This window comes from Streptomyces sp. NTD91, assembly GCF_059510455.1.
The window spans coordinates 141,981-164,572 of sequence record NZ_JCAJZW010000009.1; the positions used below are offsets into that span (position 1 = coordinate 141,981).

Annotated in this window: 20 protein-coding genes and 1 riboswitch; of the genes, 13 read left to right on the forward strand and 7 right to left on the reverse strand. The window is 72.0% G+C overall.

Annotated features, from left to right (window positions below):
• Nucleotides 1-4: 4 nt before the first annotated feature.
• Entirely contained in the window at nt 5-1,717 is a 1,713-nt protein-coding gene (locus AC5WRT_RS13380) for a flavin monoamine oxidase family protein (protein ID WP_496093319.1), read from the forward strand.
• A 503-nt stretch (nt 1,718-2,220) separates the two neighbouring features.
• On the opposite strand, the gene AC5WRT_RS13385 is transcribed toward AC5WRT_RS13380, so the two are convergent.
• Together AC5WRT_RS13385 and AC5WRT_RS13390 are read right to left on the reverse strand one after the other, a co-directional pair.
• The gene (locus tag AC5WRT_RS13385) at nt 2,221-2,907 is read right to left on the reverse strand and encodes a DUF5995 family protein (RefSeq protein WP_496093318.1); all 687 of its coding nucleotides are present in this window, start codon (nt 2,905-2,907) and stop codon (nt 2,221-2,223) included.
• 149 nt (nt 2,908-3,056) lie between these two features.
• Nucleotides 3,057-4,463 (reverse strand): uracil-xanthine permease family protein, encoded by a 1,407-nt coding sequence (locus AC5WRT_RS13390; RefSeq protein WP_496100246.1) that lies wholly within the window; start codon nt 4,461-4,463, stop codon nt 3,057-3,059.
• 205 nt (nt 4,464-4,668) lie between these two features.
• On the opposite strand from AC5WRT_RS13390, the gene AC5WRT_RS13395 reads away from it, so the two are divergent.
• Nucleotides 4,669-5,127: an acyl-CoA thioesterase gene (locus AC5WRT_RS13395; protein ID WP_496093317.1), complete on the forward strand. Its 459-nt coding sequence runs from the start codon at nt 4,669-4,671 to the stop codon at nt 5,125-5,127.
• Here AC5WRT_RS13395 and AC5WRT_RS13400 read toward each other — a convergent pair.
• Entirely contained in the window at nt 5,087-6,301 is a 1,215-nt protein-coding gene (locus AC5WRT_RS13400; RefSeq protein WP_496093316.1) for an MFS transporter, read from the reverse strand. The two genes, AC5WRT_RS13395 and AC5WRT_RS13400, sit on opposite strands and share 41 nt — an antisense overlap.
• A 130-nt stretch (nt 6,302-6,431) precedes the next feature.
• Between AC5WRT_RS13400 and AC5WRT_RS13405 the strand changes: the two genes are divergently transcribed.
• Entirely contained in the window at nt 6,432-7,712 is a 1,281-nt protein-coding gene (locus AC5WRT_RS13405; RefSeq protein WP_496093315.1) for an ROK family transcriptional regulator, read from the forward strand.
• 542 nt (nt 7,713-8,254) lie between these two features.
• On the opposite strand, the gene AC5WRT_RS13410 is transcribed toward AC5WRT_RS13405, so the two are convergent.
• Nucleotides 8,255-8,998 carry an SDR family oxidoreductase gene (locus tag AC5WRT_RS13410; protein WP_496093314.1) on the reverse strand — a complete coding sequence of 248 codons (744 nt, stop codon included), beginning with the start codon at nt 8,996-8,998 and terminating at the stop codon, nt 8,255-8,257.
• Between the two features lie 103 nt (nt 8,999-9,101).
• Nucleotides 9,102-9,992, reverse strand: a complete 891-nt coding sequence (locus AC5WRT_RS13415) for an RNA polymerase sigma-70 factor (RefSeq protein WP_496093313.1) — start codon at nt 9,990-9,992, stop codon at nt 9,102-9,104.
• Between the two features lie 319 nt (nt 9,993-10,311).
• A riboswitch (FMN riboswitch) is annotated at nt 10,312-10,442 on the forward strand.
• A 155-nt stretch (nt 10,443-10,597) separates the two neighbouring features.
• On the opposite strand from AC5WRT_RS13415, the gene AC5WRT_RS13420 reads away from it, so the two are divergent.
• The 9 genes from AC5WRT_RS13420 (at nt 10,598) to AC5WRT_RS13460 (ending at nt 17,991) form a co-directional block, all read left to right on the forward strand.
• Nucleotides 10,598-11,206 carry a riboflavin synthase gene (locus AC5WRT_RS13420; protein ID WP_496093312.1) on the forward strand — a complete coding sequence of 203 codons (609 nt, stop codon included), beginning with the start codon at nt 10,598-10,600 and terminating at the stop codon, nt 11,204-11,206.
• The gene (gene pnuC, locus AC5WRT_RS13425) at nt 11,203-11,844 is read left to right on the forward strand and encodes a nicotinamide riboside transporter PnuC (protein WP_496093311.1); all 642 of its coding nucleotides are present in this window, start codon (nt 11,203-11,205) and stop codon (nt 11,842-11,844) included. Before AC5WRT_RS13420 ends, pnuC begins: the two co-directional genes overlap by 4 nt.
• Nucleotides 11,841-13,124 (forward strand): bifunctional 3,4-dihydroxy-2-butanone-4-phosphate synthase/GTP cyclohydrolase II, encoded by a 1,284-nt coding sequence (locus AC5WRT_RS13430; protein ID WP_496093310.1) that lies wholly within the window; start codon nt 11,841-11,843, stop codon nt 13,122-13,124. Before pnuC ends, AC5WRT_RS13430 begins: the two co-directional genes overlap by 4 nt.
• A gap of 36 nt (nt 13,125-13,160) precedes the next feature.
• Nucleotides 13,161-13,646, forward strand: coding sequence for a 6,7-dimethyl-8-ribityllumazine synthase (gene ribH / locus AC5WRT_RS13435; protein ID WP_496093309.1), 486 nt, complete (start codon nt 13,161-13,163; stop codon nt 13,644-13,646).
• 34 nt (nt 13,647-13,680) lie between these two features.
• Nucleotides 13,681-13,953 carry a phosphoribosyl-ATP diphosphatase gene (locus AC5WRT_RS13440; protein WP_023552153.1) on the forward strand — a complete coding sequence of 91 codons (273 nt, stop codon included), beginning with the start codon at nt 13,681-13,683 and terminating at the stop codon, nt 13,951-13,953.
• A gap of 54 nt (nt 13,954-14,007) precedes the next feature.
• Complete coding sequence (gene hisG, locus AC5WRT_RS13445) at nt 14,008-14,856, forward strand: ATP phosphoribosyltransferase (RefSeq protein WP_496093308.1); 849 nt, start codon at nt 14,008-14,010, stop codon at nt 14,854-14,856.
• Nucleotides 14,857-14,871: 15 nt separating this feature from the next.
• On the forward strand, nt 14,872-15,336 hold the full coding sequence (locus tag AC5WRT_RS13450) for a PH domain-containing protein (RefSeq protein ID WP_496093307.1): 465 nt from the start codon (nt 14,872-14,874) through the stop codon (nt 15,334-15,336).
• Between the two features lie 235 nt (nt 15,337-15,571).
• Nucleotides 15,572-16,906, forward strand: coding sequence for a hemolysin family protein (locus AC5WRT_RS13455; protein WP_496093306.1), 1,335 nt, complete (start codon nt 15,572-15,574; stop codon nt 16,904-16,906).
• On the forward strand, nt 16,903-17,991 hold the full coding sequence (locus AC5WRT_RS13460; RefSeq protein WP_496100238.1) for a hemolysin family protein: 1,089 nt from the start codon (nt 16,903-16,905) through the stop codon (nt 17,989-17,991). Before AC5WRT_RS13455 ends, AC5WRT_RS13460 begins: the two co-directional genes overlap by 4 nt.
• A gap of 410 nt (nt 17,992-18,401) precedes the next feature.
• On the opposite strand, the gene AC5WRT_RS13465 is transcribed toward AC5WRT_RS13460, so the two are convergent.
• Together AC5WRT_RS13465 and AC5WRT_RS13470 are read right to left on the reverse strand one after the other, a co-directional pair.
• The gene (locus tag AC5WRT_RS13465) at nt 18,402-20,267 is read right to left on the reverse strand and encodes an AAA family ATPase (protein WP_496093304.1); all 1,866 of its coding nucleotides are present in this window, start codon (nt 20,265-20,267) and stop codon (nt 18,402-18,404) included.
• 428 nt (nt 20,268-20,695) lie between these two features.
• Nucleotides 20,696-21,379: a uridine kinase family protein gene (locus tag AC5WRT_RS13470; protein WP_496093303.1), complete on the reverse strand. Its 684-nt coding sequence runs from the start codon at nt 21,377-21,379 to the stop codon at nt 20,696-20,698.
• 219 nt (nt 21,380-21,598) lie between these two features.
• Between AC5WRT_RS13470 and AC5WRT_RS13475 the strand changes: the two genes are divergently transcribed.
• Nucleotides 21,599-22,546, forward strand: a complete 948-nt coding sequence (locus AC5WRT_RS13475; RefSeq protein ID WP_496093302.1) for a hypothetical protein — start codon at nt 21,599-21,601, stop codon at nt 22,544-22,546.
• Nucleotides 22,547-22,592 lie beyond the last annotated feature (46 nt).

The window sequence follows — 22,592 nt, forward strand, 5'->3', positions numbered from 1 at the left end:
CCCCATGACGTCCACGGTGCCCAACGCCGTCGAGCACACCGACGAGCAGCAGCCGCCGATCACCATGTTCGGCCCGGACTTCCCGTACGCCTATGACGACTTCCTCGCCCACCCGGCGGGCCTGGGCCAGATACCCGCGACCGAGCACGGCACCGAGGTCGCGATCATCGGTGGCGGCCTGTCCGGCATCGTGGCCGCGTACGAACTGATGAAGATGGGGCTCAAGCCCGTCGTCTACGAGGCCGACCAGATCGGCGGCCGGCTGCGCACCGTCGGCTTCGAGGGCTGCGACGAGTCGCTGACCGCCGAGATGGGCGCGATGCGCTTCCCGCCGTCCTCCACCGCTCTCCAGCACTACATCGACATGGTGGGCCTGGAGACAAAGCCGTTCCCGAACCCGCTCGCCGAGGCCACCCCCTCGACCGTGGTCGACCTCAAGGGCGAGTCGCACTACGCGGAGACCATCGACGACCTGCCCCAGGTGTACCGGGACGTCGCCGAGGCCTGGAACAGGTGCCTCGAGGAGGGTGCCGACTTCTCCGACATGAACCGCGCCATGCGCGAGCGGGACGTCAAGCGGATCCGCGAGATCTGGTCGAAGCTGGTCGAGAAGCTCGACAACCAGACCTTCTACGGCTTCCTCTGCGACTCCGAGGCCTTCAAGTCCTTCCGGCACCGCGAGATCTTCGGCCAGGTCGGCTTCGGCACCGGCGGCTGGGACACCGACTTCCCGAACTCCATCCTGGAGATCCTCCGCGTCGTCTACACCGAGGCCGACGACCACCACCGCGGCATCGTCGGCGGGTCCCAGCAGCTGCCGCTGCGCCTGTGGGAGCGCGAGCCGGAGAAGATCGTCCACTGGCCGTACGGCACCTCGCTGAAGTCCCTGCACGTGGACGGTGAACCCCGCCCGGCCGTGACCCGGCTGCACCGCACCGCCGGCAACCAGATCACGGTGACGGACGCGAACGGCGACATCCGCACCTACAAGGCGGCGATCTTCACCGCCCAGTCCTGGATGCTGCTGTCCAAGATCGCGTGCGACGACTCGCTCTTCCCGATCGACCACTGGACCGCGATCGAGCGCACCCACTACATGGAGTCCAGCAAGCTGTTCGTCCCCGTCGACCGGCCGTTCTGGCTGGACAAGGCCGTCGACGACAGCGGAAATCCGACCGGCCGCGACGTCATGTCGATGACGCTCACCGACCGCATGACCCGCGGGACCTACCTGCTCGACAACGGGCCGGACCAGCCCGCCGTCATCTGCCTCTCCTACACCTGGTGCGACGACAGTCTGAAGTGGCTGCCGCTGTCCGCGAACGAGCGGATGGAGGTCATGCTGAAGTCGCTCGGCGAGATCTACCCGAACGTCGACATCAGGAAGCACATCATCGGCAACCCGGTGACCGTCTCCTGGGAGAACGAGCCCTACTTCATGGGAGCGTTCAAGGCCAATCTGCCGGGCCACTACCGGTACCAGCGGCGCCTGTTCACGCACTTCATGCAGGACCGGCTCCCCGAGGACAAGCGGGGCGTCTTCCTCGCCGGCGACGACATCTCCTGGACCGCCGGCTGGGCCGAGGGCGCCGTCCAGACCGCTCTGAACGCGGTCTGGGGCGTCATGCACCACTTCGGCGGCCGGACCGACGCGGCCAACCCCGGCCCGGGTGACGTCTACGACGAGATCGCCCCCGTGGAGCTGCCCGAGGACTGACGGAAGAACGAGCAAGGACCAAGGGGCGGGCGGCCGGCCTCGGACTCCGGCCGCCCGCGCCTTTTCCCACACCTCGGCGGCGACATCGGTCAGCTCGAGCGCGTCCCGCGCGGATCCCTGCAGGTCGACGAGGATCTCGTCCAGGCCGATCCGGTCGAACTCCACGAGATCGGCCACGATCCCGTCGACGTCACCCTGGAACGGCCCGCGGCCCGTGCCCTCGTACGGCTTCGCCCGGTGATCGGCGTTCACCCGGAGCACCGTCCGGATCGGCCGGGTACGGCCCCGCTCCTCCGCCGGCTCCCGCAGCCGGCGCCACTGGACCGCGACCTGCCCGGCGCTCACCCCTGCCGGCAGCCAGCCGTCGGCGTGGTCGACGAGCCGCGAGGCCGAGCCGGGTCGCCATGTCGCCGCTCCCGACGTGATCGGGTGCCGACCGGACAACGTACGGCGCTCGCCTCGGTGTTCCGCCGACGCCTCGCCCGGGGCGGGATCGGGCCGGTTCAGTCGGCGAGCGGTGTCAGCAGCATCCGCCCGGCGAACCCCACGACGGCGTCCAGCCGTTCGGTGAACTCGTCGGCCACGTCGCCGCAGTGACGCAGCGTCCACAGGGCCCGGGCCGCGGCCCAGGCGGCGTCGCGGGCCCGCTCCAGGCTCCACGAGCCCAGCAGATGGGTGAGTGGGTCGGCGAGCTGCAAGAGGTCGGGACCTGGCATCAGATCCTCGCGGACGCGCTCCTCCAGCGCGACGAGGAGGTCGCCCACCCGGTCGAACTCGTCCTCCAGATCGGTCGGTTCGCAGCCGAGAGCACGACAGGCGTCCACCACCGCGAGCGACAGGTCGTGCCCGATGTGCGCGTTGATGCCCGCGAGCGCGAACTGCAGTGGACGTACCCCGGGGTGGCGACGGAGCTGGAACAGCGGGCGCCAGCAGGCGGGCGGACGGCCGTCGCCGGCGGACGCGTCGACCGCCGACAGATAGCGCTCGGCGAACCGCACGTCCAGCGCGACCGCGGCCCGCGGGTCCGGGAACGCACCGGTGCCCAGCCGCCGGTCGATCTCCTCGGTGACGGTGAGGTAGACGCGGTTGAACACGGCGACACCGTCCCGTTCGGGCAGCGTCGCGTCGAGGGCGCGCATCCGGGAGACGACCGTGTCGACGGGAGTGGTGAGGTGTTCCGACTGCGCCATGGGGGAAGGGTCCCAGTCCCGCGACGGCAGGGCCGCCCGACCGGCCCGGGGCTTCGCCGGAACGGGGGAACCGGCCGCCGCGGCGCCAAGGCGAGGGGGACGGCGCGGTACCGTCGTGGTGCGGTCGGCGCGTTCGGGTCGCGGTGCGCCTACGACGTGGCGCGCGGCGTCTTCGGGTCGGTGGTCTCCGTGTCGTAGGCGGACGTGCCCTCGTCCAGCAGCGGCTCCTGCGTCTTCAGATGGGCCGGGGCGAAGGCGCGCAGCGCGTGGTAGCCGGTGATGACGACCAGGGTGCCGAGGGCGATGCCGCTGAGCGAGAAGCCGCTGGTGAACTTCATGCTCACGTTGCCGACGCCGATGATGATGCCCGCGGCGGCCGGCACCAGGTTCAGCGGGTTGCGCAGGTCCACCTTGGCGTGCAGCCAGATCTGGGCGCCGAGCAGGCCGATCATGCCGTAGAGGATCACGGTGATGCCGCCGAGGACACCGCCCGGGATCGCGGCCACGACCGCGCCGAACTTGGGGCAGAGGCCGAAGAGCAGGGCGAAGCCGGCAGCGGCCCAGTAGGCGGCGGTGGAGTAGACGCGGGTCGCGGCCATCACTCCGATGTTCTCGGAGTAGGTGGTGTTCGGCGGGCCGCCCACCGCCGTGGACAGCATGGATCCGATGCCGTCGGCCGAGATCGCCGTACCCAGCTTGTCGTCCAGCGGGTCGCCGGTCATCTCGCCGACCGCCTTGACGTGGCCCGCGTTCTCGGCGACCAGGGCGATCACGACCGGCAGGGCGACCAGGATCGCCGACCACTGGAAGGACGGACCGTGGCAATTCGGCAGTCCGATCCAGTCGGCCCTGGAGACGCCGGAGAGGTCGAGCCGCCAGTGGTCGGTGACCTTGCCGCCCGGTCCCATGGAGTGGATCTTGCCGAAGATCCGGTCGAAGGCCCAGGAGACGCCGTACCCGAAGACCAGCCCGAGGAAGATCGCGACACGGGACCAGAAGCCGCGCAGACAGACGACCGCCAGCCCCGTGAACAGCATGACCAGCAGGGCGGTCCACTGGTCCTGCGGCCAGTAGGTGGAGGCGGTGACCGGGGCGAGGTTGAAGCCGATCAGCATGACGACCGCGCCGGTGACGATCGGCGGCATGGCCGCGTGGATGATCCGGGCCCCGAAGCGCTGCACCGCCAGCCCCACCAGGAACAGCACCACGCCGACGACGAACACCGCGCCGGTCACCGTGGCGCTCGTGCCGCCCTGGGCGCGGATGACTGCGGCCACACCCACGAACGACAGGGAGCAGCCCAGGTAGCTCGGCACCCGGCCACGAGTGGCGAGCAGGAAGATCACGGTCGCCACGCCCGACATCATGATGGCCAGATTCGGGTCCAGGCCCATCAGCACGGGCGCGACGAAGGACGCGCCGAACATCGCGACCACGTGCTGGGCGCCCAGGCCCACCGTGCGGGGCCAGGAGAGCCGTTCGTCGGGGCGTACCACCGCGCCGGGCGCGGGCGTGCGCCCGTCACCGTGCAGTTTCCAGCGCACGCCGAGGTCCATGACGGGGTTTCGCTTTCTCACGTACGTGAAGGTGGTCCGCACCATTGTCACGGGTAACGAGCGGCTCTCCGTCCCCGCGGTCCAGCTGGTGAATCTCATTCACATGGTTGACTGGCGTGACCGTGTCGCGGCGGTCCCGGCCGAGCCTTCTGAGCGGTCGCTTAGTATGGATGGTCCACCACAGCGATGCTCAGGAGCCCCACCAGTGACCGCCGAAGCCCCGATCGCCCCCGTCGTCTCCTACGGCCGACTGCTCCCCGTCACCGTGCACTTCGACGACCTCGACGCGCTCGGCCTCCTGCACAACGCCCGCTACCCGCTGCTGGTCGAGCGGGCCTGGACCGAGCTGTGGAGCGAGTACGGTGTCCGCTTCGACGGCGACTGGCACGCGGCCGGCGACGCCTGCAACGCCGTTCGCGAACTCCGCATCAGCTACGAGGCGCCGGTGACCAGGCCCGGCACCTACGCCGTCCACCTCTGGCTGGACCGGCTCGGCACCACCGGCCTGACCTACGGCTTCCGCTTCTGCTCGGCCGACGGCGCGCTGACCTACGCCCGGGGGACCCGGGTGCTGGTCCGGCTGGACGCGACCACCCTGCGCCCGGCGCCCTGGTCCGACGCCTTCAGGGCCGTGGGTCGGGAACTGCTGCGGCCGGCCGGCTGATCTCGGTCCGGCCGCCGCGTTCGGCGCTGCGCAGCACGCCCGCGAACACCGCGAGCCCGCTCGCCAGCGCCGTCACCACGCAGAACGACACCACCAGGCTGGTCGCCTGCGCCACCCCGCCGATCAGGCTCGGCGCGATCAGCCCCGAGGTGTAGGTGATCGTCGCGACGCCGGCGATGGCCTGGCTGGGATTGGGGCCCGCGTGCCCGGCCGCCGCGAAGCAGAGCGGTACGACCACCGCGATGCCGAGCCCCATCAGTGCGAACCCGCCCATCGCCACTGCCTCGTGCCCGGCGCACACGATCAGCAGACCGCCGAGTACGGCCAGGACGCCGCCGGCCCGCACGGTGCGGACGGCGCCGAACCGGTTCACCGCCGCGTCCCCGGCGATCCGGGCCACGGCCATCGTCAGCATGAACCCGGTCGTGCAGGCCGCCGCCACCCCGGCCGAACTGTCCAGCCTGTCCCGCAGGAACACCGCCGACCAGTCCAGGCTCGCACCCTCCGCGAACACCGCGCAGAAGCCGACCGTGCCGATGAGCAGCGCCGAGCGCGGCGGCAGCGCGAACCTCGGCGGCGGCTCCTCGTCCTCGGCGGGCTGCAGATCAAGTACCCAGGTGCAGGCCGTCAGGCCGAGCGCGGTGAGCACGGCCGAGGCGAGCACGAAATGCAGCCGGGCGTCCGAGCCGATGTGGGCGGCGAGCGTGCCGGCCGCCGAGCCGACGAGGGCGCCCGCGCTCCACATGCCGTGCAGCCCCGACATGATCGACCGGCCGAGCAGTCGCTCGATCTCGACGCCGAGTGCGTTCATCGCCACGTCGGCCATGCCGGCACTCGCACCGTAGGCGAACATCGCCAGGCACAGCGTGTACAGGTTCGGTGCGAGGGAGGGCAGCACCAGCGCCAGCGTCCACAGCGCGAGCAGTCCCCGCAGCGCCGTACGGCTGCCGAAGCGGTGGCTGATCCGACCCGCCAGCGGCATCGCGCACGAGGCGCCGAAGGCGGTGAAGGCCAGCGCGAACCCCAACTGACCCGCGCCGAGCGAGGCGTGGTCCTGGATCCACGGCACCCGGGTGGCGAACGAGCCGGTCACCGCGCCGTGCACGGCGAACACAGCCGCCACGGCGTACCGGGCGCGCCTGACCTCACCGCGCGGGTCACTCACGTCACTCATGTTCCGTCCCTCCCGGGGAGTTCCCCGCCCGCCCCGACTCCACGCGCCGTAAACTATCAGGGACCCTGCCTGATAGATAGCCGATTTCCCGGCCGCTGTCGGCGCGCGTCGATCTGGGAGGATTCCCGTCATGCCCGCATCACCCAGCACCGCCCGGGCCATCAACGACCGCCTGGCCCTGCGTCTGCTCCAGCAGGAAGGGCCGCTCACGGCAGGGCAGTTGAAACAGCTGACGGGTCTGTCCCGGCCGACGGTCGCCGACCTCGTGGAGCGGCTCACCGCCGCCGGACTGATCACGGTCGTCGGCGAGTCGGGCGAACAGCGCCGGGGCCCGAACGCCCGCCTCTACGGCATCGTCGCCGACCGCGCCCTTCTGGCCGCGCTCGACGTCCGTACCGGCGGTCTCTTCGTCCTGGTCTCCGACCTGGTCGGCCGGGTGCTCGCCGAGGCGTCCGTGCCGATCGGCGGGGACACCGGGACCGGGCCCGCCGTCGAGCAGGCGGTGGCCGCGGTGGAGCGGACCGCGAGGGCGGCCGGGGCCATGGGGGCGCCGCCGCGCGAGGGCGTTCGAGCGTGGGGGAGGCTGCACACCCTCGGCATCGGCGCGCCCGGCCTCATCGACCCGGCCACCGGCGACCTCCGGGACTCCGGAGGCCTGCCCGCCTGGCACCGCAGCCTGGCCACCGCCCTCCAGGAACGGCTGCCCGGCGCCCGGGTCACCGTGGAGAACGAGACCAACCTCGCGGCCCTCGCCGAGCAGCGGGAGGGCGCCGCCCGGGACCGGGACACCTTTGTCCTGCTCTGGCTCGGCCACGGCGTCGGCGCGGCGGTCGTCCTCGACGGCACCCTCCGCCGCGGCGCCTCGGGCGGCACCGGCGAGATCGGCTTCCTGCCGGTCCCGGGCACCGTCTCACTGCCCTCGGCGCGGGACTGCGACGGCGGCTTCCACTCCCTGGCGGGCGCGGCGGCGATCGGCGCGCTGGCCTCGGAGTGTGGCCTGCACGTGCCGGCCACGATGGACGGGCCGGGGGCGGCGGCGGTGGTCGAGAGAGCTGTGGGGGAGGCGGGTGACCTGGGCGCGGCGGGCGCGGCCTCGCCGGGTGCGGCCCCTGCGGACGGTGGGCGGCGCGCCGGACCGTTCCTCCACGCCCTCGCCGACCGGATCGCCGTCGGCGCCGCGTCCGTCGTGGCCGTGCTCGATCCCGGCTGTGTGGTGCTCGGCGGAGAGGTCGGGCAGGCCGGTGGCCCGCTGCTGGCCGCTCTCGTCGAGGACCGCCTCCGCCGTATGTCGCCCCTGGTCACAGAGGTGCGGGCGAGCACGCTCGGCGGCGCGGCGGTGCTGCGCGGGGCTCTGCTGACGGCTCGGGACCGCGCCCAGGAGGAACTCTTCGCACCTCCGGCCCGCCCCTGACCACCTGCCCGGCCCTGTGCTGGGGGTCGCCGGTCCGGCCTGCGTCCGGCTGCTTGTCCGGCCCACACGGAACGCCTGCCCGGCCCGGACCCCGGTCCGGACCCCACGGGACCGCCGCCCCGGCCCACCGGACCGCTGCCCCGGCCTCATCGGACCGCTGCCCGGACCGGAACCCCTGTCCGGGCGCCGACGGCCGCTGCGTCGGCCTCATCGGACCGCTGCCCGGACCGCACGGGCGCCGGCACCGTCGGACCGCAGCCCGGAAATGTACGGGACCCGCCTCGCCCACCGGACCTACGGCTGCTGCCTGGGCCCCATCGGACCGCTGCCCGGACCGCATCTGCCTCGCCCGTCGGACCGTGTCCGGACCGGAAACCCTGTCCGGGCGCCGACGGCCGCTGTCTCGGCCCCATCGGACCGCTGCCCGGACCGCAGCGGCCGCAGCGCACCGGACCCCTGCACGGACCGCACCGGACTCCTGCCCGGTCCGGTTCGGGCGATTCCGGCGGGAGGCATGTGCCCGTCCCGGCGCCCTCCGTGCGTCAGCCGTCGAAGCGCCGCGCCAGATACTCCTCGAACGTCGTCCTCCCCACCGCCCGGTCCGGCGCCAGCAGTCCGCCCTCGCGGCACGCACGGTAGGTACGGCCGAACAGAGGGACCTGGGCCACCGTCCGGCGGCGGCCGGTCGCCCGCACGTAGGCGCGGGCCAGCGAGTCCAGGGACCGCACTTCGGGGCCGCCCATGTCCGCCACCCGCCCGGCCGGCGCGGCGAGCGCCGACTCGGCCAGGCGCTCGGCGACTTCGGTGACCTCCACCGGCTGATCCGGCAGGCCGGCCGGAACCAGCACGACGGGCGCCTTGGCCAGCCCGCCCAGGACCGTGACGAGAAGGTCGTGGAACTGGGTCGTGCGCAGGACCGTCCAGCCGAGCCCCGACTCCTCGATCCGGCGCTCCACGGCCAGCTTGGTCCTGTAGTAGCCGAGCGGCACCCGGTCGACGCCGACGATGGAGATGTAGACCAGATGGCCCACCCCGGCCCGGCGGGCCGCCTCGATCAGGTGATCGGCGGAGGCCTCGTCCCCGCCCCGCTGGGTGGTCGCGCAGTGCACCACCGTCTCCACGCCGGCGAGCGCCGCGTCGAGGCCGCTCCCCCCGACGCGCAGATCGACGGCGTACGGCTGCGTGTGCCGGCTCAGCACCCGCACCTCGTGCCCGTCCGCCCGCAGCCGCTCCGTCACACACCGCCCGAGCGTGCCGGTCCCGCCGGTCACCAGGATGGTCGTCATGCTGTTCGCGCTCCCTCCGGACTCGGGGTGCGCCCGCCCGGGGCACCCTCACCATTGAGACCGCGTGGCCCCGGCGAATGTGACAAGCCCGGCCGGCAGCGGGCTACGGCCGTACCAGCTGCCGCTGCACGTAGGCCAGCTTGTCCGGATTCAACATGGTCCACACCTGGGCGATCAGCCCGTCCCGCAACTCGAAGGCCGCCACCCCGGCGAGCACGTCACCCGCCCAGCCGACCAGCGCCGTCGCCCCGTTGACCTCCCGCACCCCGATGTCCAGACCACCGGTGAACCGCTCGGCCCCGCCCACCAGGAAGCGCACGACCTTCTCGCGCCCCTCGACCGGCCGCCTGACCGCGGACACCCTGCCGCCGCCGTCGCCCCAGTAGGTGACGTCCGCCGTGAGCATCCTCTCCAGCCCGGCCAGGTCACCCTCGCGGGCCGCCGTGAGGAAGGACAGGAGCAGCTGCTCCCGCCGCTCCGGCGCGGGCTCGAAGCGGTTCTCCGGCACGGCGACCCGGACCGACGCCCGCCGGTACAGCTGACGGCAGTTGGCCTCGCTCAGATCCAGGACGTCCGCGATCTCCCGATGGGCGTAACGGAAGGCCTCGCGCAGCACGTACACGGCCCGCTCGGCCGGCGTCAGCCGTTCCAGCAGGACCAGCAGCGCCATCGACACCTGCTCGCGGCGCTCGGCCGACTCCAGCGGCCCGAGCGTGCCGTCGGAGGTGGCCACCGGCTCCGGCAGCCAGGTCCCGGGATACTCCTCGCGCCGCGCCCGGGCCGAGGCCAGCCGGGTCAGACAGAGGTTGGTGACGGCCTTGGCGAGCCACGCGCCCGGGTGCTCGATCGCCGCCCGGTCCGCGCCGCTGAACCGCACATACGCGTCCTGCACCGCGTCCTCCGCCTCGTGCGCGGAGCCCAGCAGGCGGTACGCCAGCCCGAACAGACGGGGCCGGTGGGACTCGAACTCGTCGGCGAGCGGCGATGACGTCATGCGGCACAGCCTGCCAGAGGCCTGGTGACGTCCCGGTCACGGAGTGCCGGCGGCCGCCGGGGCCGGGCAGGTCCGCCGTTCTGGGCGGTCCGGCGGCGGGCAAGGGCCGTCGTCACCGCCGCCGGACCCGACCGCACGATAAAAGGACTAGACCAGTATGGTCAATGACTTCGAGCCGATGTCAAGTGCCTCTGCAGCACGGCGAGTTGGGTGCCTCGGGCGCGTCACGCAAGGCTGGTGACACGCACTGTGAGGGAACCCACACCCTCCGCCTGTCTGGACGGCCGCCCGGCGTGGCAGACTGGCTCTGTACCAGAAGCAGCGCACTCCGGGGTCGGTGAAAGTCCGAACCGGCGGTTACAGTCCGCGACCCGGTCGCTTCCAGCGGCCGGTTGACCAGGTGAAATTCCTGGACCGACGGTTAAAGTCCGGATGGGAGGCAGTGCGCGGCGGGCGGGCACACACGTGTGCGCGTCGCCGTATCTGGGGCTGGTCCGCACGCGGACGGCCCTCTTTCGGCGCCGCCCCGGCGTGCTCACCCGTACGTTCTGTCGTCATCGACAGGCCCCGGAGTCCGTGCCCGAAGAGGCAGGAGGACCCGGGAAGTGTTCACCGGTATCGTCGAAGAGCTGGGTGAGGTCACCGCCGTCGAGAACCTCGGCGACGCCTCCCGCTTCCGGCTCCGCGGCCCCGTGGTGACCGAGGGCGCGCGGCACGGCGACTCCATCGCCGTGAACGGCGTCTGTCTCACCGTGGTGGAGCACGAGGGCGACGAGTTCACCGCCGACGTGATGGCGGAGACCCTGAACCGCTCCGGCCTCGGCGCGCTCACCGTGGGATCCCGCGTCAACCTCGAACGTCCCATGGCCGTGGGCGCCCGCCTGGGCGGGCACATCGTGCAGGGCCACGTCGACGGCACCGGAGAGGTGCTGGAGCGCAAGCCCTCCGAGAACTGGGAGATCGTGAAGGTCTCCCTCCCCGCGGACCTCTCCCGCTACGTCGTCGAGAAGGGCTCGATCACCGTCGACGGCATCAGCCTCACGGTCGTGGACGCCGGCCCCGACTACTTCACCGTCAGCCTCATCCCGACCACCCTCGCCCTGACCACGCTCGGGCACAAGCAGCCCGGCGACCCGGTCAACCTCGAGGTCGACGTCGTCGCCAAGTACGTCGAGCGACTGCTCGGCGACCGTGCGCAGGGGGCGGCCGAGTGAACTGGCTGAACTCCGAGGCCTTCACCCTCTTCGGCCAGCGCATCATCTGGTCGGACATGACCGGCAACGTCCTCGGGCTGATCGCTCTCGCCCTCGGCTGGCGCCGCTCCCTGTGGACCTGGCCCGTGCAGTTCCTCTCCGGCCTCGTCCTGTTCGCCGCCTTCTACGGACATCTGACGGGCAGCGCCGGCAAGCAGGCCGTCGTCATGGCCGTCGCCCTCTACGGCTGGTGGCAGTGGCGGCGCGACAAGGACCGGTCGGGCAACGGGCACATAACCCCCCGCTTCGCCGGCTGGCGCGAGCGCGCGGCGATGCTCGGCGCGGCCGCCGTCGGCACGGTCGCCGTGGCCCTGCTCTTCACGGCCTACCCGTCGCTGTCCTGGGACCCCTGGCCCGACGCCTACATCTTCGTCGGCACCATCGTCGCCATGTACGCCCAGGCCAAGGGCATGGTCGAGTTCTGGATCGCCTGGCTGCTGGTCGACCTCGTCGGCGTGCCCCTCAACTTCGCCAACGGCTACGCCTTCTCCGGTTTCGTCTACGTCATCTACGGCGCGCTCGTCCTGTGGGGCATGCGCGACTGGTGGCTGCGCTCCCGCAGGAGCCCGCAGCCCGTCCTGGAAGGAGCCCCGGCATGACCTCGGCACCGCCCCTGTACGACACCGACGCCATCGAGAACTTCGGGCTCGACCCCGTCGAGCAGGCCATCGCCGACATCGCGGCCGGCCGCCCGGTCGTCGTCGTGGACGACGAGGACCGCGAGAACGAGGGCGACCTGGTCGTCGCGGCCGAACACGCGACCCCCGAGATCGTCGCGTTCATGATGAGCGAGTGCCGCGGTCTGATCTGCGCGCCCATGGAGCCCCAGGAACTGGACCGGCTCCGGCTCCCGCAGATGGTCCAGGACAACACCGAGTCGATGAAGACCGCGTTCACCGTCTCCGTGGACGCCTCCGCCGCGCACGGTGTGAGCACCGGCATCTCCGCCGCCGACCGCGCCACCACGCTCCAACTGCTCGCGAGCGGCACGGCCGAGCCCACGGACTTCGTCCGCCCCGGCCACGTCTTCCCGCTGCGCGCCAGGCCCGGCGGCGTCCTCGTGCGCAACGGCCACACCGAGGCCGCCGTCGACCTCGCCCGGCTCGCGGGCCTGCGCCCGGCCGGCGCCATCGTGGAGATCGCCGGCGAGGACGGCCGAATGCTCCGCCTGCCCGAGCTGATCCCGTTCGCCCGCAAGCACGGGCTGACGATCATCTCCATCGAGGACCTGATCGCCTACCGGCGCAGCAGCGAGCCCACCGTCCGCCGCGAGGCCGAGACCCGCCTGCCCACCCGGCACGGCACCTTCACCGCCTACGGCTACCGCTCCACCGTCGACGGCGTCGAGCACGTCGCCCTCGTCCACGGCGACATCGGGGCCGGCGAGAACGTCCTGGTCCGCGTCCACTCCGAATGCCTCACCGGTGACGTCTTCGGCTCCCTGCGCTGCGACTGCGGCCCCCAGTTGGACACCGCCCTGCGGCGCATCCAGGAGGAGGGCCGGGGCGTGGTGGTCTACCTGCGCGGCCACGAGGGACGCGGCATCGGACTGCTGTCCAAGCTCCGGGCGTACGAACTCCAGGAACGGGGCCGCGACACCCTCGACGCCAACCTCGAACTCGGCCTGCCCGCCGACGCCCGCGACTACGGCGCGGGTGCGCAGATCCTCGCCGACCTCGGCGTGCGCAGCGTCCGGCTGATGACCAACAACCCCGACAAGACCGACGCGCTGCTGCGGCACGGTCTGAAGGTCACCGGCCGCGAATCGATGCCGATCGAGGCCGGCGAGCACAACCTCCACTACCTGCGCACCAAGCGCGACCGGATGGGACACGACCTGCCCTGGCTGGACACACCGGCCGTGGCGGCCAACCAGTAAGCCAGTAAGCACGACTGCAAGGCACTTAGGAGACACGTGAGCGGCAAGGGTGCACCGGAGCTGTCCGTACGCAACGCGAGCGACCTCAGGGTCGCCGTCATCGCGGCGCAGTGGCACGAGAAGGTGATGGACGGTCTGGTGAACGGCGCCCTGCGCGCCCTGCGCGAACTGGGGATCGACGAGCCGACCCTGATCCGGGTCCCGGGCAGCTTCGAACTCCCCGTCGCCGCCAAGGTGCTGGCCGGGCGCGGCTACGACGCCGTGGTCGCCCTCGGTGTGGTCATCCGCGGCGGCACTCCCCACTTCGACTACGTGTGCCAGGGCGTCACCCAGGGCCTCACCCAGGTCAGCGTCGAGACCGGCGTGCCCGTCGGTTTCGGCGTGCTCACCTGCGACACCGAGGAGCAGGCGCTGGACCGGGCCGGCCTGGAGGGCTCGAACGAGGACAAGGGCCACGAGGCGGTCACCGCGGCGGTCTCGACCGCCGCCACACTGCGCTCGGTATCCGAACCCTGGCACTGAGGCATCGGCCGGAGCGCGTAGGGTAAGGACCACCATGTCCAAGAAGACGTTCGAGGAGCTCTTCACCGAGCTCCAGCAGAAGGCCGCCCACGGCGACCCCGCCACCTCCCGCACCGCAGAGCTGGTCGGCAAGGGTGTCCATGCCATCGGCAAGAAGGTCGTCGAAGAGGCCGCCGAGGTCTGGATGGCCGCCGAGTACGAGGGCAAGGAGGCGGCCGCCGAGGAGATCTCCCAGCTGCTGTACCACGTCCAGGTGATGATGGTCGCCCGCGGGATCTCGCTGGACGACGTCTACGCCCACCTGTGACCCGCCCGCCGCACAAGCCGTAGAAAACCCCTTCACACAAAGGAAGCCGACCTCATGCTGCGCATCGCCGTCCCCAACAAGGGTTCACTGTCCGGCCCTGCGGCGGAGATGCTGCATGAGGCCGGCTACCAGCAGCGCCGCGAGTCCAAGGAGCTGCGGATCGTCGATCCGGTCAACGAGGTCGAGTTCTTCTACCTCCGCCCCCGCGACATCGCGATCTACGTCGCCTCCGGCCGCCTCGACGTGGGCATCACCGGCCGCGACCTGCTGATCGACTCCGGTGCCGACGCCGAGGAGATCCTGCCGCTCGGCTTCGCCCGCTCCACCTTCCGCTTCGCCGCCAAGCCAGGCACCGCGAACGGCATCGAGGACCTCAAGGGCAAGACGGTCGCCACCTCCTACGAGGGCATCGTCGCCGGGCACCTCGAGGACAGGGGCGTCGATGCCTCCGTCGTCCACCTGGACGGCGCCGTGGAGACCGCGATCGAGCTGGGCGTCGCCGAGGTCATCGCCGACGTCGTCGAGACCGGCACGAGCCTGCGCAACGCCGGTCTGGACGTCTTCGGCGAGCCGATCATGAAGTCCGAGGCGATCGTCATCCGCCGCACCGGCACCGACGGTGAGGAACCGAAGGTCCAGCAGTTCCTGCGTCGCCTCCAGGGCGTCCTGGTCGCCCGGACGTACGTGATGATGGACTACGACTGCCGTGTCGAGCAGCTCGAGAAGGCCGTCGCGCTCACCCCGGGCCTGGAGTCCCCGACCGTCTCCCCGCTGCACAACGAGGGCTGGGTCGCGGTCCGCGCCATGGTCCCCGCCAAGGAGGCGCAGCGGATCATGGACGACCTCTACGCCATCGGCGCCCGCGCCATCCTGACCACGGCCATCCACGCCTGCCGCCTGTAAGGGGTGCGCACCGAGATGTCCGACACACCCACCCTTCCGGCCCTGCCCGTCACCTTCCGGCCGGGCCACACCCGGGCCATCCTGCTCACCGCCGGGGTGCTGATCTTCGTGACCATATCCGGGATCGGGCTGCTGCTGGAGCAGCTCGGCCCGGGGGAGCGGGCCAGCTTCGCCGTCACCGGGGCGCTGATCTTCTGGGTGCTGGCCCGGATCGCCCGGGTGAAGGTCGTCGCCGACGAGGCCGGTGTGACCGTGGTCAACATCGCCGGCAAGCGGCGTCTGGAGTGGCCGGAGATCCTTCAGGTGAACCTCCGTCCGGGGGATCCATGGGTCTACCTCAACCTCAGCGACGGCACCAGCCTGCCCGCCCTCGGCATCCAGCCGGGGCTCGCCAAGCGGCGCGCCGTCGCCGACGCGCAGGCCCTGCGGGCCCTCGCCGAAGTCCGTGCCACGGCCCACCCGGCGGACGGCCGGGGCTGACCCGGAGGCGGCTCAGGGGTGACTCGGGGCTCACTCCGGGTCGTCCACCCTGCCCCAGCGGCGCCGTCTTGATTAATCTGGTGACGGAGGCCCTTTCGCCGGGCCTCCGCCCCTGGACGCCAACCGGCGCACAGGGGTTCCTGCTACCCGAGGAGTGACTCCCTCCAGCGATGGACGGATCGTCCTGTAGTACCTGCGCCGCCCCTGCCCGACATACCGGGAAGGCGGTGGCAGCGTGACCATCTCTTTGCTGCTCCTGGGAGCGGCTTTCCTGCTGATCCTCGCCAACGGCTTCTTCGTGGCCGCCGAGTTCGGCCTGGTGACCGTCGAGGCGACGGAGGCCGAGAAGGCGGCCGCCGAGGGCGACCGACGGGCCCGCACAGTCGCCGAGTCGCTCAAGGAGCTGTCCTTCCAGCTCTCCGGCACCCAGCTCGGCATCACCATCACCTCCCTCGTCGTCGGCATGCTCGCCGAGCCCGCCCTGGCCCGGCTGCTGCGCGGCCCGTTCGCCGCGCTCGGCATCCCGGACGGCGCGGTCTCCGGTGTCGCCGTGGTCGTCGGCATGCTGCTGGCCTCCGCGGTCCAGATGGTGATCGGCGAGCTCGTGCCCAAGAACTGGGCGGTGTCCAAGCCACTGCCGGTCGCCCGGTTCGTGGCCGGCCCGCAGGCCACCTTCTCCCGACTGTTCCGCCCGGTGATCGCCGCGCTGAACACGGTCGCCAACCGGCTGGTGCGGGCCCTCGGCGTCGAACCCGCCGATGAACTGGCCTCCGCCCGCACCCCGGGCGAACTGGTGTCCCTGGCCCGCCACTCCGCGCAGGCCGGAGCCCTGGAACAGGACACGGCCGACCTGTTCGTGCGCACCCTGTCCCTGGGCGAGCTGACCGCGCAGCACGTCATGACCCCGCGGGTGAAGGTCAGCGCCCTGCAGGACACGGCCACCGCCGAGGACGTCGTCAACCTCACCAGGGCCACCGGCCTGTCCCGCTTCCCCGTCTACCGGGAGAAGATCGACGAGATCGTCGGCATGGCCCATCTGAAGGACGCCCTCGCCGTCCCCGTGCACGACCGCCTGCGCACCCCGGTGGGCCGTATCGCCCGCAAGGCGCTTCTGGTCCCGCAGACCCTGCCGGTCCAGCCCCTGCTCACCCGGCTCCGCTCCGAGCAGCCCATCGCGGTCGTCGTCGACGAGTACGGTGGCACGGCCGGCGTGGTCACCCTGGAGGACATCGTCGAGGAACTCGTCGGCGAGGTCCGCGACGAGCACGACGCCAAGGACATGCCCGAGCTGGCTCCCGCCCCGCCGGAGGACGGCCGGCCCGCCTGGGACGCCGACGGAAGCTGCCGCGTCGACACCCTCCAGCGCATAGGGCTCGACGTGCCCGAGGGGCCGTACGAGACGGTCGCCGGACTCGTCGCCGACCTGCTGGGCCGCATCCCGGCCCCCGGCGACCGCGCCGAGCTGCCCGGCTGGCGGCTCTCCGTCCGCCAGGTCGGCCACTACCGCGCCGAACGGGTCCGCCTGGTCCGTACGGCGCCGGTGAGCAACATGGTGGAGGCCGCCCGATGAGCGTCCTCCAACTGGCCTTCGCCGCGCTGCTCGTGCTGGCCAACGGCTTCTTCGTCGGCGCCGAGTTCGCGCTCGTCTCGGTGCGCCGCAGCCAGATCGAACCGCTCGGCACCGCCCGCGCCCGGCAGGTGCTGTACGGCCTGGAGCGGCTGCCGCAGATGATGGCCGCGGCCCAGTTCGGCATCACGGTCTGCTCGCTGACCCTTGGCGCGGTGGCCGAGCCCACGGTGGCGCATCTGCTGGAGCCGCTGTTCGCCGCCGTCCACCTTCCGGACGGCATGGTCCACCCGCTGGGCTACGTCATCGCGCTGGCGGCGGTGGTCTTCTTCCACCTGGTCATCGGCGAGATGGTGCCCAAGAACCTCGCGATGGCGGCCCCTGAGAAGGCGGCGCTCCGGCTCAGCCCCGGACTGGTCTGGTTCGCCCGCGTCTGCAGGCCGATCACCGTGACACTCGGCGCCTGCGCCCAGGGCATCCTGCGGCTCTTCCGGGTCGAGCCCAAGGACGAGGTCGAGGCCGTCGTCACCCCCGAGCAGCTCAACCGCCTGCTGGAGGACTCCGGTCAGGCCGGCCTGCTCGCCCCCGAGGAGCGGGAGCGTCTGGAGGACGCCCTGGAGCTGGGCTCCCGCCCGGTGACGGACGTCCTGCTGCGCCGGGAGGCACTGGTGACCGTGACCCCCGCGGTCACCCCCGGGGAGATCGTCCAGCTGACCGCCCGGACCGGCTATTCCCGTTTCCCGGTCGCCGCGACCGGGAACGGCGTGTTCATGGGGTACGTCCATGTGAAGGACGTCCTCGATCTGGAGGACTCCCACCGGGCGGTGCCGCAGCACGTCTGGCGCCCCATGGCGACCCTTCGCGCCGAACTCCCCCTGGACGACGCCCTGACCGTCATGCGCCGGGCGGCGACCCACCTGGCCCAGGTGGCGGACGCCTCGGGCAAGGTGCTCGGGCTGGTCGCCCTGGAGGACGTGCTGGAAACGCTCGTCGGCGAGGTCCGGGATCCCGCGCACCGGGAAACACCCGAGGTGAGGCTGGCGGAACCGCGGGCGAGCGGCGAACCGGAAGAGGCACTGGCGGGCTGACGGAATCCCCGGCGAAGCCGCACGGACGACGAGGCCGTGACGATCTTCTGCAGGAGGACCCGTCGGCCGCGGGCGTGACGACTGGAACCATGCCGGCGCACGTGGCGTCCGACGCGGTGCAGTGGTCGAATCCCGGCGTGGCGAGCGAGAACGGAACGTCGTCGAAGCATCCCGCCGTACGGGGACGAGGCCGCCGGTGCGGCCTTGCGGCGCCAGGCCCCTGGCTCCCCGGGTGATGTCGTCCCAGCGGACGTCCAGGTCGCCGCGGTGTTGCCGAGACCGGCCTCGTCGGATGCCTCCGGGTCCGCGGAGGCCTGGCCGCGACGGACCGTCCGAGGTTGATCGTCTCCTTCCCGGGGGTGAAGGCCCGCCCGGTGCTCCGTCGTGGACCGCCGCACGGCCGCCCCCGCTCAGGTGGCCGACGGATCGTGCGGCCCCCGCCCCGACAGCACCTCTCCGTACGCCTGCATCAGATCCGGCAACCGAAGCGTCGCCAGGTCGTCCCGTGACAGCGCCCCCGCGGACGTCGACAGCCGCAGATCCCGGTACGCGCAGCTCTTCTCGTACAGCGTCCGCAGGAACCGGCCGTTGCCCAGCTCGTCGATCCAGCCCTGTTCGACCACGTGCCCGGCGATCGAGCGCAGCTCCTCCAGCGCCTCCTCGTCCCACACGTCACTGTTCTCCCCGGCCAGCACCTTGCCGATCTCGGTGAGTTCCTGCGGGCGGTAGGAGGGGAAGTCGACGCGGGTGGTGAAACGGGAGGACAGCCCGGGGTTCGCGGCCAGCAGCCGGTCCATGCCCTCCGGATAGCCGGCGAGGATCACCACCAGATGGTCCCGGTTGTCCTCGGCCCGCTTCAGCAGCACCTGCAAGGCCTCGTCGCCGTAGGCGTCCCCCTTGCCGTACCCGGAGTTGGACAGGGAGTACGCCTCGTCCACGAACAGCACGCCGCCGATCGCGGAGTCGATCAGTTCGTTGGCCTTCACGGCCGTCTGCCCGAGGTACTCGCCGACCAGATCCGCCCGCTGCGCCTCCACCAGATGGTCGCCGCCGAGCAGCCCCAGCGCGTAGAACACCCGGCCCAGAATCCGGGCCACCGTGGTCTTGCCGGTGCCCGACGGCCCGGAGAAGACGAAGTGCCGTTTCGGCGGTTGCACCGGCAGCCCCTGACCGGCCCGCAGCCGAGCCATGTTCAACTGCGCGGACAACGCCTTGACCTGGCGTTTCACCGGTTCCAGGCCTACCATGCGCTCGAGCGCGGCGAGCGCCTCCTCCAGCAGGGCGGGGTCGGTGGGGCCTGCCGGGATGGGCGAGTAGGCGGTCAGGCCGGTCTTCACCCGCACCGCCGGATCGGTCACCGACGGCAGGGGGCCCGTCGGCAGATCCGGTTCAGACAGCCGCAGATCGCGTCCCTCGCCGCCGAAGATCGGATCGAAGCCGTCGGGGCCGTCCACGCTGTCCTGCCCGGCACCGGTCAGGGTGATCGCGGCGAAGTCGCCTCCGTCGTCGTACCCGTCGCCCTCGGCGATCGCCGCCAGCCGTGCCGAGGTGTCCATGAAGGCGGCGTCGACGCGGTGCACGGCCCGGTACAGGGGCAGGGCCGCCGCCGAGCGTCCCGTGCCCTCGTGCGCCCGGGCCAGCCAGTAGCGCAGCTCCTTGCGCTGCGGCTGTTCGCTGCGGCAGCGCATCAACGCAGCCGACAGCAGCGGTTCGGCCTGGCCGTACATCTCCAGCCGGACCCGGGCCATGCCGCCGAACAGACCCGCCTCGATGCCGAGCATGGCATCGTCCAGCAGCGGGTCGGTGTGCCGTACCAGCTGCTCCCAGTCCTTGACCAGGTAGGCGCGGCAGGCGTGCAGGAAGCGGACCTGCGGGTCGGTGTCGACCGGGGGCAGCCCGGCGAGGGCCCGGTCCAGTTCGGGCACGTGCCGGCCGTCCAGCCAGTGCGAGGCGTGCGCGAGCAGCAGATCGCGCGGGCTCTCCAGCACCGGCTGCACCCACCAGCCCAGCCAGTACCAGGAGTTGAGCGAGCGGCGGTGCCGGGCGCGTTGTTCGCCGAAGCGGTCGCGGTGCCGGAACATCCTCAGCAGCGCGGTCGTCGTGTCGACCCTGAGCGCGTGCAGCCCGAGCCAGCCGTCGGCCATCCCGGGGTCCATCCGCACCGCGGCGCGGAACTCCTCCTCCGCCTGCGGATAGGCGCCCATCGTGTAGGCGTCCACCCCCCGTAGCCAGGCCAGGTCGGCCGGGGCCTCGGGGCCCTGCGTGCCGAAGTCCATCCCGTCCCCCCACAGACCGTGTCCCCGTGGATCACCACCGGGCAGTCGCCCGACGGCCGCCGCGGTCGAACCGCTGTGCCGCGGACCGGAGTTACCGGTGCGCGAGGCAGCCTCGAAGGTCGCACCGAGGGCATCGTACCCGCGCGGCGACCGCGTGCCGAAGGGTGCCGCACGGGCCGTTTGTCGAGGTGGGAGCAGACGGGGCGCACAGGGATCGGTGACCGAGGGTGAGCGGATCGGTGCGCGCGGGGCCCGGGAAAGAGTGAAGCGGACAGAACGAAGCCCCCGATCACGGGGGAACAACCGGGGGCTTCGCGTCTGCGGCGGCTTCGTATCACCGCTCATTGAGAACGTAAGACCTGTACGACCCGTGGGTCAAGCGGAGTTGGGACACTGGGGGAAGTTCGCCCGCAAGGGTCTTCACGGGTTCACCACAACGAGGGTGGTCCGTCACCGTGGGTGACACCTTGGTCCGGTCCAGTCGTTGACCCGGGACCCGGCAGCACCTCGTATCCCTCCGGTGTCTGGAGCACCAGAAGATCCGCATGGGGGCGTGAGGGGTCCCGGGCGAAGTGCGCGGCCTCCGCCGCGACCCAGCCCTTCCAGAACTCGCGCTGCTCCGGCCCGTCCCGCAGCCGGCCGCGCGCCCAGGACTCCTCCCGGGGGGTCTCCATCCACAGCAGCAGGGCCAGATGCGGTCGCAGCGCCCGGCGGCCCGCGCCGACGCCCTCGACGAGGACCACGGGCGCGGCCGGCAGCGGGCGCGGCGCACCGAAGGCGCGAGCGCGCCAGTCGTAGGGCGTGTAGGAGGCCCTCTCGCCGCGGCCGAGAGGGCGGATCACCTGGGCCGTCAGCCGGACGGTCCACTCGAAGAGCTGCTCGTGAGTGGCGATGTCGTCGAGGTGCAGCACCGGAGCCCCGCCGAGCGCGGCGGCCAGCTGCCCGGCGAAGGTGGACTTTCCCGAGCCGGCGTGCCCGTCGACGCCGACCAGCCGGACCTGCCCGAGGGAGGGGGGCAGCCGGCGCAGCCGGGCGGCGAGTTCGCGAATGACGGTTCCCCCGGTGCGGGCGGATGCGGGCGGTTGTCCCGAAACAGTGTAGTAGGGGCGCATAGAGGCCCGGTGTGGCCGTTTGCAGACGTACGGCCGGGCCCGCGGGACCGAAAAGGTCGCGTTTTGAATCATCGGCCGGCGGCCAGTCATTGGCCTCGGATAAACATTCACGAAACCCCTGACCGATATGTCGAATCAGCCGTTCCGGGTGCGCCCGCGGCTGAGTAGGGTGCCTCCAGCACGACCGACCGGTGCGCGTACGGGGACTGGCAGGGGGAGATGGCCGCGGAGTTATTCGAAGGGCACTATGTGTGGCACCCGGCGGCCGACGACCGTGTCCTGGCGAGCGTATGCGTCGATGTCCGGGCCGGGCGTTATCGATGCGCGTACGAGGCACTTGCCGAGACGCGTTCCGACTTCGCCCTGCGCGCCCATCGCTCGCTGGTCCTCGCCTCCGAGGCGGCCGGCACCGACCTGGCCGAGCGCTGGCTCGCCGAGGAACCGACCCCCGAGGCCGCGCTGCTGTGGGCCCGGGTCGCGGTGCAGCGTGCGCTGCGGGCCGCCGACGCGCACGACGAGCGCGCCGAGGCGCTGGAGCGCATAGCGCTGACCGCCTGCGACCGGGCCGCCGCCATGGCGCCGGAGGACCCCACGCCCTGGGTCGCCAGGCTCGCCATGGCCCGGCTGCACCGGCCGTGCGATCCGGCACCGCACGGCCTGCTCACCGCCCCGGCCGGCCCTTGGCGGCTGTTCGCCCACGTCCTGACGCTGGACCCCTGGAACCGCGAGGGCCACCACCGTTTCCTGTCCTTCTTCTTCACGCGGTACGGCGGTTCGGTCAACGCGGCCTGGGACGTGGCTGCCTTCCTCAGCCAGCGGGCGCCCGCAGACTCGGCCCTGCGGCTGTTGCCCCTGGTGGCCCTCGTGGAGAGCTACAACCCCACCCAGCTGCTCGCCGACCGTGTCTGGGAACAGCCGCAGTGGCGCTCCACCGCGCTGGCGGTCTACCAGCACTGGCTCCCCGTGGTGGCCGGTTACCGCTACACCCCGGTGCTCGACCTGGCCTACCTCGCGCACGCCCTGGTCATGGCCCAGTGCGCGTTCGAGGCCCGGGCGGTGCTCACGGCGATGGGCCCGTACGCCTCGCGTATGCCCTGGAGCGCCTTCGGCGACCCCGCCGAGCAGCTCTCCCGGGCCCGGCGCGCCTGCGGCCTGCCCGTGCCGTGACCCGACCGACCCGCACCTGCTCCGCCCTTTCACCCGGATTCACCCA